This window comes from Ruminococcus flavefaciens MA2007 (assembly GCF_000621845.1).
GTDB classification, from domain to species: Bacteria; Bacillota; Clostridia; order Oscillospirales; family Ruminococcaceae; genus Ruminococcus; species Ruminococcus flavefaciens_E.
This window is the reverse complement of the sequence record NZ_JHXF01000009.1, coordinates 1-15,921: the sequence shown is the minus strand read 5'-3', so window position 1 is coordinate 15,921 and position 15,921 is coordinate 1. Positions and strand designations below refer to the sequence as shown.

The following is a 15,921-nucleotide window of genomic DNA, read 5'->3' as shown; positions in this document are numbered from 1 at the left end:
ATAGAAGGATATTTTTACGGATAATTTATACTTTTCAATGAAAGGAGCTGTCTATGGATAACGGTGCAAGTAGCTACCGCCGTTTCCTTGATGGTGACAGAAATTCTTTTACCGAACTGGTCACAGAGTACTGGGACGGTCTTACTCTATATCTTTCAAGTTTTACCGACAGCATTACCGAAGCCGAGGAATTCGCCGAGGAGGTCTTTCTCAAGCTCTATGCGGACAGGCCACAGTTCTCGGAGAAGAGCTCCTTCAAGACGTGGCTTTATGCTATCGGGCGCAATACCGTGCTGAATATGCTGAGGAAACGGCGCAAAGCCCACGAAACGCCTCTCGATGATTTCTACGATGTTTCGGACAGGGAAGATATAGAGCGTAACCACATACACGATGAAAACAAGAAGCTCCTGTACAACGCTATGGAGAGCTTGCACGCTGACTACAGGCAGATACTGTATCTGGTATATTTTGAGAATTTCGGAGTTGCCGAAACGGCTGAGATAATGCATAAAAGCGAACGGCAGATATATAATCTTCTGTACCGCGCAAAGGCGTCGCTAAAGAAAACACTGGAAAAGGAGGGCTTTGAGTATGAGGAGCTATGAAGATATTTCCAACAGAATAATGGAGCGCGGCAACAAGCTCATAGAGAAAAGAAAAGTCAGAGCTGCAAAGATAAGACATACCTCCTATGCTGTCTCGGGTATGTGCGCCGCTGCCATAGCAGGCATAGGCGTATGGCATATAGCCGCAAATATTAAGAAGCCCGATGACGGCTTCAATGGCTCGGGTATAGTGCCCGCAACAGAAATTGTTACAGAAAACACAACGGCTTCCGAGATAACAGCGGCGGTCACCACTACAGCCGAAAAGACAACAGCGGCAGTCAAGACAACGGCTGTGACTACAGACAAGAAAAACAGCGAAACAACATCAGCTAAGCAAGCTTCTACAACAGCTCCAAGAACAACAGCAGCTTTGCAGACAACTTCTGCAAAGGCAAGCAATGTATCCGCAACTACAACGAGAAGCCAAACAAATGAGACAGCTGATACCAAAGCTCCTGTAACGACTATTGTTACAGATGCGCCTGTCCCTGTAACTACCACGCTGAGACCTGTATCACCTGAAGGCAATTCAGGAAATACAGGCGAGGAATCAGCACGAATAACTACTACTGCCCAAAACGAAGATGGTCCGGTTACCACCAGTTATGTTCATCAGGAAACGGCATATGTTATTACTACTACAGTACCGACAAGTGCGTCAATGGGCGACGGCAATCACATGACGACCACGACAACAAGCCTACAGGACGTATTCCGTGCAAATCCGTCTTATTTCAAGATGAACGGTATTCGCTACGAAAAGCAGACTATTGTGGAGGCTGAAAGCGTAGGCGAATACTTCCGCAGAGTCGATATGCATATCGTGAATAAGAGGCAAGAGATAAAGGCTGTAATGAAATCATATCTGATAGATAATATCGATACGGAAGAAGCTGTAGCAGTAAGGCTTAACGATACAGATGAGTATTACCTGTTCAGGAATATATCCTATAAAAAAGATGAGGACGAATAAACCTTTGAAAATACAAAAAAAGCTCTGCCTTAGGCTGCTCCCCTTAACGGAAAAAGTGGGCTACCGAGCCGTAAACTTACGGCTCATATTTAGTAACCTGCGAATCCGCCAGAGGGGGCTCCCCTTGCGGAGCTTTTTTTATAACATATCTATTGCCGGTATTTCCTGTAGACGTTAAATTACAGTTGATATATTTTTTTATTTTAACTTGAAATATACTTAGTGTTTTTCGGCGGAAATTACGTCTAATAAGTAAGAACACAGGATCATGTGCGAAAGGAGTCTGAATAATGGGCAACGGTGAAAGTAGCTACCGCCGTTTCCTTGCAGGCGATGACAGCGGTATGGTTGAGCTGGTGCATGAGTTCAGAGACGGACTTATGCTGTATCTGCAAAGCTATACCCATAATATCAGCGATGCAGAAGACTGTGTACAGGACACATTTATCAGACTTGCAGTAAAGAAACCCAAGTTCAGCGGAAAAAGCTCATTCAAGACATGGCTTTATACAATAGGAAGAAACATCGCGGCTGATCACCGCAGGCGTGACAAGCGAAACAGGAACGTCTCACTGGACGATCAGGCTCCCATTGCTGATGAAGCCGATCTTGAAAGATCTTATCTGGTAAGCGAACAGAAAATAAATCTTCGTCACACAATGCAAAGTCTCAAGGAGGAATATCAGCAGGTGCTTTACCTGACTTATTTTGAGGGCTTCAGCAACGATGAAACTGCAAGGATAATGGGAAAATCAAGGAAACAGACAGAGAATCTCCTGTACAATGCAAGGAAGGCGCTTAGAACAGAACTCGAAAAGGGGGGCTTCAGCTATGAAAACATATGATGAAATGGCAAAATACGTGCTTGAAGTCCGCGATGAACACGAGAAGAAAAGAAAGAGAAAAATATATATCGCAAAAAGAGCAGTTCCTGCTTTTGCGGGAGTTATAGGAGCTTTTATCATAGGTTTTGGATTGTGGAATAACTACAGGAGACCTGATATGCTGCCGACTCCAAGCACTGTCGTTGAGAGTGAAACTACAGCAATAGCTTCAACTGCACAGACTACGCAAAAAGCAATGACAACTGCTGTGACAGCATCAGCTGTGACAGCAAAAACAGACGCAAATACAACGACAACAGCGGCTGCGTCTTCTACAAAAGCATATGTGACCACAAATATGGTGACAACAGCTGCAAAAACCGAAACTGCTCCTCCGCCGACAACATCGAAACCAGCCACTGATACCACATCGTCAACTACAGTCCGCGCAACATCAACAACGACTCTAACGCAGACGGTAACAACTACTACGACTGATACCGAAATGACGGGCAATCCGCCTGCAAAATCAACTCAGCCGCCCGGATGTGGGACAACGACAGGCAGTGCCCATAATCCGTGGTATGATATGCCTGTTCACAGGCAGTATTATAATGCCTTTCTGGAGGGCTATGTAGCTGAACTGACTCCGATATACCGCAGCGGATATCCAATATCCCCCGAGCTGATAGGAAAACATATCAGCAGCGCAGATATGAAAAGTCAGTATTATGTTGACGGAGAGGTAAAGCGCTGCAAAGCAGAGGCGTATTATATAAACGGATTCAGTGATGATGATATTGTGGCGATCAAATTCGACGGACATGATGAATATTATCTGTATCACACAGATAAAACTGATTTGTACAGTTTAATGAAGATTATTCCGCCTCTTGAAACCTGATTTTATTATGAAAGGGTGACTTTTATGAGAAAAACCAAAAAATGTTTAGCTGCTTTAATGGCGGCAGTAATGACAGCGGCTTCATCGGCTGTAATGCCTGTTATGGCTGACGGCGAAAACAGAGACAATGTTTATGATTCGTCGCTTATACTCTCCGATGATACTATAAGCACTGATAAGGCAATAAATGCTTTTCTTTGGGACAGTGAGACAAATACAAGAAATATAAACGCCTATACAGCTTTGAATTCGGATCATAAAACAATTGAGGTACACAGCGTTGAACCAGCTGTTATTGAAGCTGTGAAAGAATATGTAAAGGCAAATGCTATCAACGAAGAACTGATAATGTATGTTATTGACGAAGAGGAGGAACAGCTTACAGGCACTTATTTTGATGAACTTCCCTCCAGTGACAGCACACAGGAAGCTGCACTGCGTTTCATGCTCACAAATTATATAAATGATAATAATATCGATGCATGGATATACGATAAAGAGTCTACGCCTAACGGTATAATATTCATAGGGTATTATCGCAAAAACGAGAATATCCCCCTTGACATCATAAATCAGGTCGAAAAAAAAGGATTCGATCCGCAATTGGTCAATTTTGTAAAGGAAGATCATGAAAAGGACGGTCTTATTGAAGATATAGACGTTATAAAAAGGCTTATCAACTGGTATATCTCCGAGAATAAACTGAATGCAGGGATAGTTCCCGAATTTGAGCTTCTTGACGGTCTTGGCAGCAATGCTCTGTACGTGGAGTACACTGCGGAAAAGACCGATATTCCCGAGAAGCTTGCGGCATACATCAAAGACAGAAAGATCGATCCCGACCTTGTAAAAACAGGTGTTTCGGGCAGCTTTTCAAAGCAGAACGAATCCGTTGTCGGGATCAGCTTTGAAGAATTCAGCAAGCTCACCGAGGACGAGGTAAAGGCTATGTTCGAGGAAAAGGGCTTGACCGATTCAATGTACTACAGGCTGTGGACAGAGGAAAATATCAATGATGAAGTGGGGCATGAAGCAATATGGGTGATTCTTAAACCCAATCCGTTCCCCGTATCAAATCCCGAAATTGCTGACAGCTATAAGGTATGCTGGGAGGACGACAGATTTGCTTCGGCACTGGGGCTTCCTAAAGAGTTGTTTGAGTTCAAACAAAACACACCTGTTCGCATAGGCATCGGTGATAATAATGGCAAATACTGCTCGTGTAATATAAACGCTAAGGCTGCAAACAGCTCCGATACTGAAAAGCTTCTGGCTGCTGCACTGAATTATGTTCAGCTCAGTCCATACTTTGTCAGCTTACATTACGATTATCTTGGTTGTAGAGTTGCTCCCGCAGTACAGGTAAAAGGCGATGTAAACGGCGACGGCAAATTCACTATTGCCGATGTTGTCACATTTAAAAAGTGGCTTTACGGTATTTCCGATACTCCCCTCGCAAACTGGGAGGCTGCCGACTTCTGTGAGGACGGAGTGCTGGATTCCTTTGATTTCTGCATAATGCGCCGCAAAATAATTGAGAAATATGGCATAACAGCTGACGAAAGCGAAAAAACAGGCGCAGTTTCTTCTGCAAAGCCTGCCGTTCCAAATGCAGTTCATACAAATTTAAGCGTAAGCTATGACGAAGCAAAAGAACGCTTCGGCTATCCTATAGAGGAGTGCACAAGAAGCGATTTCCTCGGCTATAAAGTCGGAATAGTCAGTCAAAACGAAAAAACCGACTCCAAGGAGGCTTTCTGCCTTGACCTGACATACGAATTTGAGAATGGACTCGTCTATATCGCAGATCAGGACAGATCGGCAGGAAAAATAGCTGATAACGGTGTAAAACAGTATGAATACAAGGGCAGGATATTTGTTGAAGAACAGGATTCAGGCACAGACGGAAAGATATATATCGGCTATTATCCGACCGATATGGGCGGACTTGGCTATCGCGCCATATTCGATAAGGACACCGATATCAACGAGATAATGGATACCATAATATCCTTAGAGCTGTAAATAAAATGGCAAGGAAACAGCCGTGCTTAATGCACGGCTGTTTTTTAATGCTGTAAATATTCTTCCAGTGTCATAACATCACCATTTGCTGTTGCTGTGTAGGCATAGTAGGAAAGTATCTGTGACGCGTCAACGGCGTTTATGCTGCCGTCTTTGTTGACGTCGGCTGACTTTTTCTGTGTCTCGTCAAGGCTTGTGCTCTGACCTGTAGAAACTTTTGAATAATGCTCCAGAACCAAAGAAGCGTCTATGGCATTTACTTTGCCGCTATTGTCAACGTCGCCGAGTGCGTTTTCACCTGTAATGTATTTCTTTATCATGCCATCAACATTTGGACTGTTAACTCTCATTAGTCTTTCTTCAGCACAGTAACGGAAATAACTAAGCGGTCTAACACCTATCTTATCAAGATAAAGCATAAGATTCAGCAAATCATCTTCATCAATTTTTCCGTTAAGGTCAATATCACCATACTGCTTTATTCTTTCGCTTACCTCAGCCGGCAATATGTCCTCAGACTTTACACCCTTAGCTACATCTTGTGCGTAAGCAATGTAATACAAAAGATCGTAGCTGTCATAAAAATTGAACTCTCCGTCGCCGTTCAAATCTTTTTCAACATCATCGCTGTCAAGATGTCTGAATACTTCAAGCTGTTCCTCTGTATAAGCTTCATCTATAGTTTCGTTTCTGAGTTCTTCCATAAACTCGATGAACCTTTCAACATGATCAGGACCTTCAACGGTCAAAAAGTCGTAGTCTCTCAATATTTCTCTTATTTCATCATTTGTGGGATATTCGCCGTTCAGATAGAGATAATACCTTGCTACGTTTTTTGCGTCAATTTCAACATCGAGATGTCTCACAAGCTGGCTTTTGTCTTCAACTTTCTTTTCACGCCTATTTTCACGCTCATCTGGATTAAGATCAAGACCAGCGTATATGTTCATTAACGCTTCTTCGTCGTAAAGCTCAAAAATTTCTTTATAATTTTTGAAATCCTTCGCAAACCAACCGTATTTTTCTCTGCACTCCTCATCGTGTTCAGCATAAAGCTCAATTTCAAAAATGTCCTTTACATCAAACTCGCCGTCATCATTAACATCATAATACCAATGGTTGACCTTCCAGAGACTATAATAATACATCTCCCTAAATATGTGTTCCAATCTGGTCTCGTTTGCAGCATATACGCCTGTCGGGTTTGCTGTAGCTGCTATTCCCATAGCAGATAAAAAAGCTATCATTTTTTTCATAGTAACACTCCCTTCTACTTCTTCATAAATGGTTGTTGTCGTCACAGCCGCAGTAGTGATAGGCGGCTTGACTGTTGTTCCTGCCTGCCCTGTTGCCTTTGCTGTGCGGTTTGGGTTTGTTTTGACGGCTGTGGTGGTCTGAGTCTTTGCGGTGGTCGCCGACTTTTCAGCCGCAGTCGATGATACTGCGGTCACTGCCGTCTCTGTGGAGGTCTTCGCCAGAGTCATTACGCTTGCAGATGTCGTTGCACTTACGATAACATTATCGTTATTCGGAAAATCTACAGGCTTTTTGTTTTTTACTGATGCAAAGCATACCGCAATGCCAAAGCATAAGCTCAAAGCTACAGGAGCAATGCGTTTCAGATAAAGCTTTTTACGCTCTTGCCGCTCTAAATGAGCGTCTAATTTTGCGAGGACGCTTTGATACATCTCGTCATTATTCTTCATATGCAAAGCCCCTCCTTTCAAGCTCAGTCTTTAATGAAGCCTTGGCGTTATAGAGCAGATTTTCTATCTGCCGTCTTGACTTTTTCATAATTGAAGCAGCTTCTTCATTGCTAAATCCCTCAAAAAACGTCAGATACAGCACCTGTCTGTACTCCAGTTTAAGATCATGCATAGCCTTGTGCAAGACCTGCTTTTGCTCGCTTTTCAGGTATTCATCTTCAATATTCTTTTCGTCAGCAAAATATTCCTGTGATTCCAACGGTACGACATCAAGTTTTGTATTTTTGCGAAGATATGTAACGGAAGTATTCCTGCCAATTGCATAGAGCCACGTTTTAAAGGACGACTTTTCCGAAAATTTCGGCTTTTTTATTGCAATGACCGTAAAAGTCTCCTCCGTCAGGTCTTCGGCTGTATGGATATTTTGTACAAAGCTGTTCAAATACAACATCAAGCCCACACGATATTCACATATTATCTCGCGCAGTCCTTCTCTGTCGCCCGCAAGAAAACGGCGGTAGCTACGGGCACCGTTATCCATGTGGGTTCCTCCTCTCAGGGATATTATTTATCCCTTCACTTATTAGTACCTTTTTTTCATCAAAACTCTAAGTCATCGAAGATATTTTTTATTTTTAACCATTTTATCACGGTTTTATAGTCATTTCAATAACTTTTTACAGTAATAAACCAAGTATTTATAAGTTTCTAAAACAATCACAAAATATTTTTCTAAAAAAGCTTGACAAGCTCTCCGTTTTGTGATAAAATATTATGGTACTGCGGAGCTACTGGTTTTACAGTCCGCCTCGGTAAGTCTGTGCCGTGTGAAAAATTTCAGACATATGCGGATATGGCGGAATTGGCAGACGCGTATGGTTCAGGTCCATATGAACGCAAGTTCATGCAGGTTCAAGTCCTGTTATCCGCACTTATAATGAGGGTTCGCGCTTCACTTTTTGGTGGAGCGCGGATTTTTTTGCCCAAAAGTGAAATATCTCCCTGCCAAAATCGACTATATAAGCAAGAGGGACCTCAACCTCCCGAAAGGAGGAGCACACATGAATGATAAAAGTATAATCGAACTTTTCCGAAACAGAGATGAACAGGCAATTACCGAGCTAAAGCTGAAATACGACAGATTATGCTGTCATATCGCAGGCAATATCCTTTCCCAGCGCGAGGACATAGAGGAGTGCATAAACACCGCCTATTATGACATATGGAACAGGGTACCGCCCGACGAGCCTGACGACCTGAAAACATATCTGTGCCGAATAGTCAAGAACAAGGCTATAGACCGCCTGAAATACAACACCGCAGCCAAGCGCAGCTCACAGCTGAGCGTATCGCTGGACGAGCTTGCCGAGTGTATCCCCGACAAACAGCAGGACGATATGTCCGCAAAGAAACTGGCGGAGGTCATAAGCCGCTTCCTGCGAACTCAGGACGAGCGTCACCGCAAAATTTTCGTGCGGCGCTACTGGTACGGCGACAGCCTTTCAAAGATAGCCGAGTATTTCAGCATGAACGAGAAAACAGTTGCCACATATCTTTTTCGGACAAGAAAGAAGCTAAAGGAATTTTTGAAGAAAGAGGGTTTCGAGCATGAATAAAATGAAATTATTTGAAGCCATTGACCTCATCGACGACGACCTTATCAGAGAAGCCGAGATAAGCTCCGAAACATCGACAAAACGCTCCACAGAAGATGAGTCTGCTATTACTGTATCAGGAGTTGAAGTCCGCAGCGGTATAAGGTGGCAGCGCATAGCCGCTCTCGCCTCGGCATTCATACTTATAGCAGGCTTCGGCGGTATAGGAGCTCTGCTACACAAGCACCGTCCCACAAGGCATATCGAGCCGTCTGAGGTAGTGATACCTCCTGCTACGGAAAGTACCACGGCAGCCGAAGATAAGCAGACGGAAAGCACCGAAGCTGCAACCAAGAAAGAAAAGGATAAAGAGAAAGAAACAAAGGAAAGCACAAATACAGCTCCCACAACTAATGCAAATGAGGAGAAAAAGCCTGCTGTTGTGGACTCCCAATCCGCTACCGATGAAAAGAAGTCAACAGTTTCAGAAAAAGGCACCTTTCCTCAGACAACAACTAAGATTACGACTAAAAAAGCGTCAACGAGCACTGTCACAACTGTTGCCGAAACAAAAACAAACACATCAAAGTCCGAAATATTTGCAAGACTTGCAAACCTTAACTATATTCCCATTACCTGTGACGGACTTCCCGAGTATAAGCTGACAACTGATGACGGACAGATATACTGGATCAATTTACATGGCAAATATATATGGAAAAACGGTATTGATGCAGAAGCTGTTCTGCCAGACGATATAATTAACTGGTTGACTGAAAATATCAACTCTATCAATATGCAGCCTACAAGGTACTATCAGGAAGAAGAAACTCCCGATACAACAGAGCCTTGGGTAATACATCTGCCATGTACCAAAGCTTCAAATGTAACATGGCGTTCGTACCAGTGTCCAGAAATGTTTGAGATACTCAGAAGCATCCAATACAGACAAATCACCGCAGCTGAATTTGCGGTAACCGAATATGAAGCACCAAATACTTATCTCATAGATAGCAATGATAACAACAGAGTATACGCACTTAACTTTGAACATAAATGGGTAATGAGGTATGGAACAGACGGAACTGACTGTGGTGATGCTCCAATGCCCGACAGACTCTACGAGCTGTTCTGCGGTTCATAAAAACACGAAAGGTCTCCCTCGGGAGACCTTTTACTTTTATTATCCGCCATAAAAGGACAAAAGCTGTATTCGCCTATGAATACAGCTCCTCTGATTTGTCCATTACAAAGAAATTACCTCCGTACAGCTGTTGTGCAGATAGCCGACTTTGGTCACGCTCAAATAATAACCCAATTATTTTCGCAAGTATATTATAACATTTATATTCACTAATGTCAATAAGGGGAAGCATTATTTGGAGATTCTTAACAAATATTGCACCTTATTTTATATTTATGTAAAAAATTCACTTAACTATCTTATCACTGCGCACAATAAGTATATCATTTTGCTTGATACGTAAGTCGTCCACAGGCATTATGGTCAGCTCTCCGCGGAGGATCACAAGGATACGGACGTTGAACCTCTCGTCAGCCTCCACAACTGTCAGTCCCCTGAATGCACTTTCCTTATCAACAAGGACCTCCCCGACTTCGTCAATGTCGCTGAAACGCACGTCGGAGTACTGCTTCTTGGTGTACTGCTCAACGAAACCTGCACTGATGATACCTGTAGGGACAGCAACTGCTCCCACGCCGAGAAAGGCGCTGAGGATAGCCATTATCTTGCCTATGGCTGTCACGGGATAGATATCTCCGTAGCCCACGGTGAGAAGCGTGGAAACGCTCCACCATATACCCGAAAAGGCGTTTTTGAACACTCCCGGCTGAGCATCATGCTCGGCGCTGTAGATACCCAGCGACGAAGCCAGCATAAGCACGATTATTATAAATACCGATGATATTATCTGGTTCTTTTTCTCCACAAGAACCGTGGTTATGACGTGGAACGAGTCGTAATGGGCGTTTACTCTGAACAGATGAAGTATCCGCACAACTCTCAGCATACGGAACACGATAAATCCGCTGAGGAAGAAAAACGGCAGTATGGTCAGCAGGTCAACGATACCGTCAAAGGAGCGTAGAAAACACAGCCTTGCACCCATTGGACTTTTCTTGGGATAGAGCAGGTCGGCAGTCCAGATACGCAGGATATACTCGATACAGAAAACTCCCACGGTAACGGTCTCAACGGCTCGAAACAGCGTGGAATAGCCCGAAAGCTCGTCAAATGTACCGAGAAAGACTATGGTGATGTTCAGCAATATGACCGCCACTATGAAGTAATCGAACAGCAGGCTGGGCAGGTCGTTTCTGTTGCCTATCTGGATAATGTCAAAAATGCGCTTCTTTGCGCTTTTTCTTGTCTTGTCACTCAATTCCGCTCAGCTCCCTGTAAAGTTTTCTCGCGTAGCCGTCGGTCATGCCGCAGATGTAGTCTGTCACAAGCATAAGGCGGAGATAGAGCTTCTCAGCCTCGGACTTTCCCTCGGCGCTGACCTTGTAGGCGCGGATATAGTTCTCGGATATGAGCCGCATGACGCGCTGTTCAATGGCAGAGCTTTCAAGCTCCGTATCGTAAAGCACAGCCGCACGGGTGAACTTGTCAAGGAGAAATTCGTATATCTCCCCTGCCGCCACTTCAAGCTTGTATATCTCCTTAGATTTAAACACGAAGCGGTAAGCCATATCGCCCAGCGCATAGGCAAGAGTGCTTCCGTAAGAGACTGCGATTATCTCCTTGGGGAAAGTTCCCTCCATGATAGCGCTGTAGTTGCTGGTGAAGCCGTAAGCGGCACATCTCAGCAGAACGCCCTGCACATAGATTATCCAGCGCTGGACTGCATTCTGCTCGGGAGATGACAAACCGTTCTCCAACGCCTGTGCATAGTAGGATTCAAGCTTTTCAACAGCTCTGCGGTACTCCTCGTGCTCGCCCTCGTCGGCACACTTGTCCATATAGGTATTTTTCAGCTCATAAAGAAGCTGGGAATAGCTGATAAAGCCCTTTTTCACAGCGTCCTCGGTATCGGCAGTCTTGTATGCGATATCGTCGGCGGCTTCAAGGATAAACGCCAAAGGGTGACGGCAGTCCACTGCTCCCGTGGAGCTCACGATATCCTCGAATATCTCCCTGTCTGCGTAGTAATAGCCCATTTTCTTGTCCTTGATATTGCCGCTTTTCTTGTTTATCCCTGTGGACGGCACGGGGTACTTTATAATAGTATTGAGCAGCGGATAGGTCAGGTTCATGCCGTTGCCGTCAACGAGAAAATGCAGCTTTGTCAGCAGTCTCAGCGCCTGCGCATTGCCCTCGAAATTGCACAGGTCTCCCATCATCTGCGGCGTGAGTAGCTCGTCAAGCTTCTTGCCGTCAAACTCCATTTTCGGGAGATTTCTCCTGAACCAGTCACGGACGTAGTCCTCGCCGAAATGACCGAAGGGAGGATTTCCGATATCGTGTACAAGTCCTGCACATTCGAGAATACTGCATATCTTCTCAATATCGGACTCCTGAAGCTCGCTGTCCTTTTTGTATTGCAGTATATTACGGAATATCATCTGTCCAAGGGATTTTGCAAATGATGAGACCTCCAGCGAATGAGTGAGACGAGTACGGACGAAGTCTCCCCTGTCAAGTGGGAATACCTGCGTCTTGTCCTGCAAACGTCGGAATGAAGCGCTGCCGATAATTCTGTGGTAGTCTTTCTGAAATTCGTTTCTCGGATCGGCGCTGACAGCCGATGTCGAGTAGCTCCTGCGTCTTTTTTCGCAAAGCAGTTCTTTCCAGTTCATATATTCAGCTCCGTTCTTATGGGAATTGGTTTATCTATAGTCATGCTGTCGGGAGTAACTATACAGTCGTATGCAAGTATCTTAACGCCCTCACGCTCTGCAAGCCTCAGAGCGTCGCCGAATGCTCTGTGTGTAGCGTCATTGGGGCGAAGCTCCCGAATCTCTTTCATCTGTACCACAAATAGGATATATGCGCCGAAGCCCTCTTTATGTGCGCGGATAAGCTCGTGGATATGCTTCACACCGCGCTCAGTGGGAGCGTCGGGAAAGCTTGCTGTACCGTCGTTTTCAAGGGTAACTCCCTTGACTTCAAGGAACGAGACCTTTCCCCCGTCCTCTATGCGGAAATCGAAACGAGACTCCCCGTATGTAAACTCGCGGCGAATCTCAGCCTGCTTTGAAAAGAGCTCCCCTTTTCTCAGCCATTCCTCAGCTGCGGCATTGGGTATCTGGGAGTCCATATTCACCAGCAGTGGCGACTTGCCGCTTCTCAGCTTTTCCACAGCAACAAGGTCGTATCTTGTCTTACGGTTTGGATTGTCCGACTCTTCAAGATAAACGGTACAGCCCTCTGTAAGGAGCTCTCTGCATCTGCCCGTATTCTTAACGTGAACAGTCTCCTCGTTTCCGTCTATACGCACCTTAGCAATAAATCTGTTGGGACGGGATATGAACTCCGCCGCCTTAATATTTTTGTACTTCATTCAGCGCTTCTGCTCCTTTTTGTCGGCTTCGATGACGTCCATATAGTGCATTTCCCTGTACTTCTTCGGAGTCATGCCGTTGACCTTTCTGAAAACGCTGATAAAGGCGCTCTGGGAGGAAAAACCAAGTGCAAGTGATATATCAAGGCAGGTGAAATCCGAATTTTTCAGCAGGTTCTCCGCTGTTGAAATCTTCGCCTTAGTGACAAAGGACTTCACACTCATTCCTGTTTCCTTTGAAAAGAGTTTGGAAAGGTACGACTGATTCAAGCCTACATATTCCGCAAGGACACTCAGCGTCAGCTCCTCATGCAAGTGCTCATATATGTAGTCGATACATCTGCGCACATGGATAGATATGACGTTTTCCTTTTTGAGGACTCTCATTCGTTCCGCAAAATCCAGCTGCATTTCGAGAAAGAGGTCTATCACCTTTTCCACGTCTTTGAGCTTATCGGCTCGCTGTATATAAATATCGCTGAGAGTATAAGCCGTATCATGGGGCAGTCCTCCCTCAACGCAAAAACGGCACACAAGTGCTACTGCCGTTACAAAATGATAGACTATATTTCGCACAGGATCGTCAGAAAGAATTCCCTTGCCTGCAAAAAAATTCTTCCGTACTGTCTCAAAGCGTCGTTTTACGCCCTCCACATCCCCTGCCTGTATAGTTCTGTAATAGCTCAGCTCATTCTGGAACGGATTCCGCGTAAAGCCGTCGCTGCGCTGGATATACAGCCTGTAGTTAAGGTCACGGTCTGTTTTCATAAACTCCCCCCTTCAGAAATTGCGATATTATTTTCATATGTTGCTTTGATTCTATTATATCCTATTTTTGATATAAAAGCAATAGTTCTGATATAATTTACTGAGAGTTTTGATTATAATAGAGTCAGAAAACAACACAAAGGACCAAAGCTTCAAGGGGGTATGGATATGGCAAAGGCAAACGACCTCACACAGGGAAAAGTAAGCTCCCTCATTCTCAAATTCTACTTCCCCATGCTGCTGACAAATATGCTTCAGCAGATGTACAATATCGCTGATACAGCCATAGTCGGCAAAGGACTGGGCGACAACGCTCTTGCAGCGGTAGGCAATATGTCCTCACTTACATTTCTTATATTCGGCTTTTCAATGGGACTTGCCAACGGCTTCTCGGTGATCACCGCACAGAGCTTCGGCGCAAAGGACTACTCAAAGCTCCGCCGCTCCGTTGCTTCATCGGCAATACTCTGCTTTATCATAGCAGCGGCACTGACAGCGCTGAGCACAGCCTTTTTAAAGCCCGTACTCCACCTGCTCCGCACAGACGAAGCTATAATGCACGACGGTCTTGTATACGGCTACTTCATCTTCGGCGGACTTATCGCCACTATCGCATACAATCTCTGCTCCTGCATACTCCGCGCACTGGGTGACAGCAAAACACCCTTTGTAGCTATAATCATATCGACCATAGTCAACATCTTCCTCGATACATTCTGCATATTCGTGCTGAAAACAGGCGTTGAGGGAGCTGCAATAGCAACTATCTTCTCACAGATAGTATCTGCGGCAATATGCTTCAGACGTATCCGCAAGATAGATGTCCTCAACATCACAAAAGAGGACTTCCGCGGCAACGGAGCTCTCTACGGCGAGCTTTTCAGCAACGGTCTGCCAATGGCGCTTATGAACTCCATTACAGCTGTTGGCTGCATGGTAATCCAGTATTTCGTAAACGGTCTGGGAGTTGCCTATACTACTGCATATTCCGCTTGCAGCAAGTTCATCAACCTCTTTATGCAGCCGGCTTGCACAGCAGGCTTTGCAATGTCTGCATTCAGCAGCCAGAACTACGGCGCACGCAGATTTGACCGTATCCGCGAGGGACTTCACGTATGCCTTACAATAGCTACTATCGCCTATGTGGTACTCGGCTCTGTAATGGTATTCCTGCCCACATATCTTGCAAAGATAATGGTAAGCGGTTCAGAGCCCATAGCCATAGCAAAGACTTATCTCCCAATATGCGGAATATTCCTCTTTGCAGTTGACTTCCTCTTCATCTTCCGCAACGGCAATCAGGGCTTTGGAAAGCCTATGATACCAATGATATCGGGAATCGCTGAAATGGCACTGAGAATAGGCGTTATCGCCCTGTTCATACCTGTCATCGGATTCCGCGCTACTGCTTATGCAGAAGCCTCGGCATGGATAGGAGCACTTCTCCTCAACATGACCGCTTTTGAGCACACACTCAAAAAAAACATGGCAGCTCCGCGGGCTATGCCTGAGAAGCTCAGTCACGCAGCCTGATCCAAGATCGATACGCGATCTGTTCTATATCACCATTCCTCTATCCTCCGCTGTCTGCAATTCCCCCCGCAGACAGCATCTTTTTTTGCATAAAACCAGCCCTACGTAACCATAGTACTTATATAGAAGCTTATAGTTAATTATGGGGGAAACCTTTCTGAAGAAAGGTTCCTCTGACGGAGGCGCGCCCCTCTGTCACTGCGTGACATCTCCCCGCACTGCGGGGAGTCACCCCCATACCCCTTTCCAAAGACTTTTATCTGGTTTTTTCGCAGATAGGGCGCTTCTTAAATAAAAAAAGACCTGCAAAAATGCAGGTGCGCCCTATCTGTGAAAAAACAAAACGAAAGTTTTAGGGAGAGAGTTTGAGAGAAGCCCCTTTTTCAAAAGGGGTTCTCTCAATATTAAGCATAAAATTTCTACATGGGTATTATGGTTATTCACGTAGGGCTGTATATT

The 15,921-nt window shown here is 44.8% G+C and carries 14 protein-coding genes and 1 tRNA gene; 9 read left to right on the top strand and 6 right to left on the bottom strand.

Annotated features, from left to right (window positions below; all coding sequences use genetic code 11):
- Positions 1-53 precede the first annotated feature (53 nt).
- The 5 genes from T497_RS0105390 (at position 54) to T497_RS0105370 (ending at position 5,337) form a co-directional block, all read left to right on the top strand.
- On the top strand, positions 54-608 hold the full coding sequence (locus T497_RS0105390) for an RNA polymerase sigma factor (protein ID WP_028514739.1): 555 nt from the start codon (positions 54-56) through the stop codon (positions 606-608).
- A complete protein-coding gene (locus T497_RS0105385; protein ID WP_028514738.1) occupies positions 595-1,584 on the top strand; it encodes a hypothetical protein in 990 nt (329 codons plus the stop codon). The genes T497_RS0105390 and T497_RS0105385 overlap by 14 nt, the downstream gene beginning before the upstream one ends.
- Positions 1,585-1,874: 290 nt before the next feature.
- Positions 1,875-2,429, top strand: coding sequence for an RNA polymerase sigma factor (locus T497_RS0105380; RefSeq protein ID WP_028514737.1), 555 nt, complete (start codon positions 1,875-1,877; stop codon positions 2,427-2,429).
- Positions 2,416-3,312, top strand: coding sequence for a hypothetical protein (locus T497_RS0105375; RefSeq protein ID WP_028514736.1), 897 nt, complete (start codon positions 2,416-2,418; stop codon positions 3,310-3,312). The genes T497_RS0105380 and T497_RS0105375 overlap by 14 nt, the downstream gene beginning before the upstream one ends.
- 24 nt (positions 3,313-3,336) lie before the next feature.
- Positions 3,337-5,337 (top strand): dockerin type I repeat-containing protein, encoded by a 2,001-nt coding sequence (locus tag T497_RS0105370; protein WP_155266848.1) that lies wholly within the window; start codon positions 3,337-3,339, stop codon positions 5,335-5,337.
- 44 nt (positions 5,338-5,381) lie between these two features.
- Here the strand turns inward: T497_RS0105370 and T497_RS0105365 are convergent, their stop codons facing one another.
- Together T497_RS0105365 and T497_RS0105360 are read right to left on the bottom strand one after the other, a co-directional pair.
- The gene (locus T497_RS0105365) at positions 5,382-7,043 is read right to left on the bottom strand and encodes a dockerin type I domain-containing protein (protein ID WP_028514734.1); all 1,662 of its coding nucleotides are present in this window, start codon (positions 7,041-7,043) and stop codon (positions 5,382-5,384) included.
- On the bottom strand, positions 7,033-7,584 hold the full coding sequence (locus tag T497_RS0105360; RefSeq protein ID WP_028514733.1) for an RNA polymerase sigma factor: 552 nt from the start codon (positions 7,582-7,584) through the stop codon (positions 7,033-7,035). Before T497_RS0105360 ends, T497_RS0105365 begins: the two co-directional genes overlap by 11 nt.
- A 306-nt stretch (positions 7,585-7,890) precedes the next feature.
- Here T497_RS0105360 and T497_RS0105355 point away from each other — a divergent pair.
- From T497_RS0105355 to T497_RS0105345, 3 genes are all read left to right on the top strand, one after another.
- Positions 7,891-7,974 (top strand) — tRNA-Leu (locus T497_RS0105355).
- 130 nt (positions 7,975-8,104) lie between these two features.
- Positions 8,105-8,659 (top strand): RNA polymerase sigma factor, encoded by a 555-nt coding sequence (locus T497_RS0105350; RefSeq protein ID WP_028514732.1) that lies wholly within the window; start codon positions 8,105-8,107, stop codon positions 8,657-8,659.
- Positions 8,652-9,782: a hypothetical protein gene (locus tag T497_RS0105345; RefSeq protein ID WP_028514731.1), complete on the top strand. Its 1,131-nt coding sequence runs from the start codon at positions 8,652-8,654 to the stop codon at positions 9,780-9,782. Before T497_RS0105350 ends, T497_RS0105345 begins: the two co-directional genes overlap by 8 nt.
- A gap of 286 nt (positions 9,783-10,068) precedes the next feature.
- Here T497_RS0105345 and T497_RS0105340 read toward each other — a convergent pair whose 3' ends face one another.
- Genes T497_RS0105340 through T497_RS15915 form a run of 4 tightly spaced genes read right to left on the bottom strand, consistent with a single transcriptional unit; the run spans position 10,069 to position 13,929 of the window.
- Positions 10,069-11,040, bottom strand: a complete 972-nt coding sequence (locus T497_RS0105340) for an ion transporter (RefSeq protein ID WP_028514730.1) — start codon at positions 11,038-11,040, stop codon at positions 10,069-10,071.
- Positions 11,033-12,457, bottom strand: coding sequence for a deoxyguanosinetriphosphate triphosphohydrolase (locus T497_RS0105335; RefSeq protein ID WP_028514729.1), 1,425 nt, complete (start codon positions 12,455-12,457; stop codon positions 11,033-11,035). The genes T497_RS0105340 and T497_RS0105335 overlap by 8 nt, the downstream gene beginning before the upstream one ends.
- The gene (gene sfsA / locus T497_RS0105330; protein ID WP_028514728.1) at positions 12,454-13,161 is read right to left on the bottom strand and encodes a DNA/RNA nuclease SfsA; all 708 of its coding nucleotides are present in this window, start codon (positions 13,159-13,161) and stop codon (positions 12,454-12,456) included. Before sfsA ends, T497_RS0105335 begins: the two co-directional genes overlap by 4 nt.
- On the bottom strand, positions 13,162-13,929 hold the full coding sequence (locus T497_RS15915) for a helix-turn-helix domain-containing protein (RefSeq protein WP_051530539.1): 768 nt from the start codon (positions 13,927-13,929) through the stop codon (positions 13,162-13,164).
- Between the two features lie 168 nt (positions 13,930-14,097).
- Here T497_RS15915 and T497_RS0105320 point away from each other — a divergent pair, with 168 nt between their 5' ends.
- Positions 14,098-15,462: an MATE family efflux transporter gene (locus T497_RS0105320; protein ID WP_028514727.1), complete on the top strand. Its 1,365-nt coding sequence runs from the start codon at positions 14,098-14,100 to the stop codon at positions 15,460-15,462.
- Positions 15,463-15,921 lie beyond the last annotated feature (459 nt).

What these genes read in the sequence shown, in the direction of transcription:
- T497_RS15915 (WP_051530539.1), bottom strand. Translation starts at nt 13,929, where the DNA reads ATGAAAACAGACCGTGACCTTAACTACAGGCTGTATATCCAGCGCAGC.
- T497_RS0105390 (WP_028514739.1), top strand. Translation starts at nt 54, where the DNA reads ATGGATAACGGTGCAAGTAGCTACCGCCGTTTCCTTGATGGTGACAGA.
- T497_RS0105385 (WP_028514738.1), top strand. Translation starts at nt 595, where the DNA reads ATGAGGAGCTATGAAGATATTTCCAACAGAATAATGGAGCGCGGCAAC.
- T497_RS0105345 (WP_028514731.1), top strand. Translation starts at nt 8,652, where the DNA reads ATGAATAAAATGAAATTATTTGAAGCCATTGACCTCATCGACGACGAC.
- T497_RS0105380 (WP_028514737.1), top strand. Translation starts at nt 1,875, where the DNA reads ATGGGCAACGGTGAAAGTAGCTACCGCCGTTTCCTTGCAGGCGATGAC.
- T497_RS0105360 (WP_028514733.1), bottom strand. Translation starts at nt 7,584, where the DNA reads ATGGATAACGGTGCCCGTAGCTACCGCCGTTTTCTTGCGGGCGACAGA.
- T497_RS0105335 (WP_028514729.1), bottom strand. Translation starts at nt 12,457, where the DNA reads ATGAACTGGAAAGAACTGCTTTGCGAAAAAAGACGCAGGAGCTACTCG.
- T497_RS0105365 (WP_028514734.1), bottom strand. Translation starts at nt 7,043, where the DNA reads ATGAAGAATAATGACGAGATGTATCAAAGCGTCCTCGCAAAATTAGAC.
- sfsA (WP_028514728.1), bottom strand. Translation starts at nt 13,161, where the DNA reads ATGAAGTACAAAAATATTAAGGCGGCGGAGTTCATATCCCGTCCCAAC.
- T497_RS0105370 (WP_155266848.1), top strand. Translation starts at nt 3,337, where the DNA reads ATGAGAAAAACCAAAAAATGTTTAGCTGCTTTAATGGCGGCAGTAATG.
- T497_RS0105375 (WP_028514736.1), top strand. Translation starts at nt 2,416, where the DNA reads ATGAAAACATATGATGAAATGGCAAAATACGTGCTTGAAGTCCGCGAT.
- T497_RS0105350 (WP_028514732.1), top strand. Translation starts at nt 8,105, where the DNA reads ATGAATGATAAAAGTATAATCGAACTTTTCCGAAACAGAGATGAACAG.
- T497_RS0105320 (WP_028514727.1), top strand. Translation starts at nt 14,098, where the DNA reads ATGGCAAAGGCAAACGACCTCACACAGGGAAAAGTAAGCTCCCTCATT.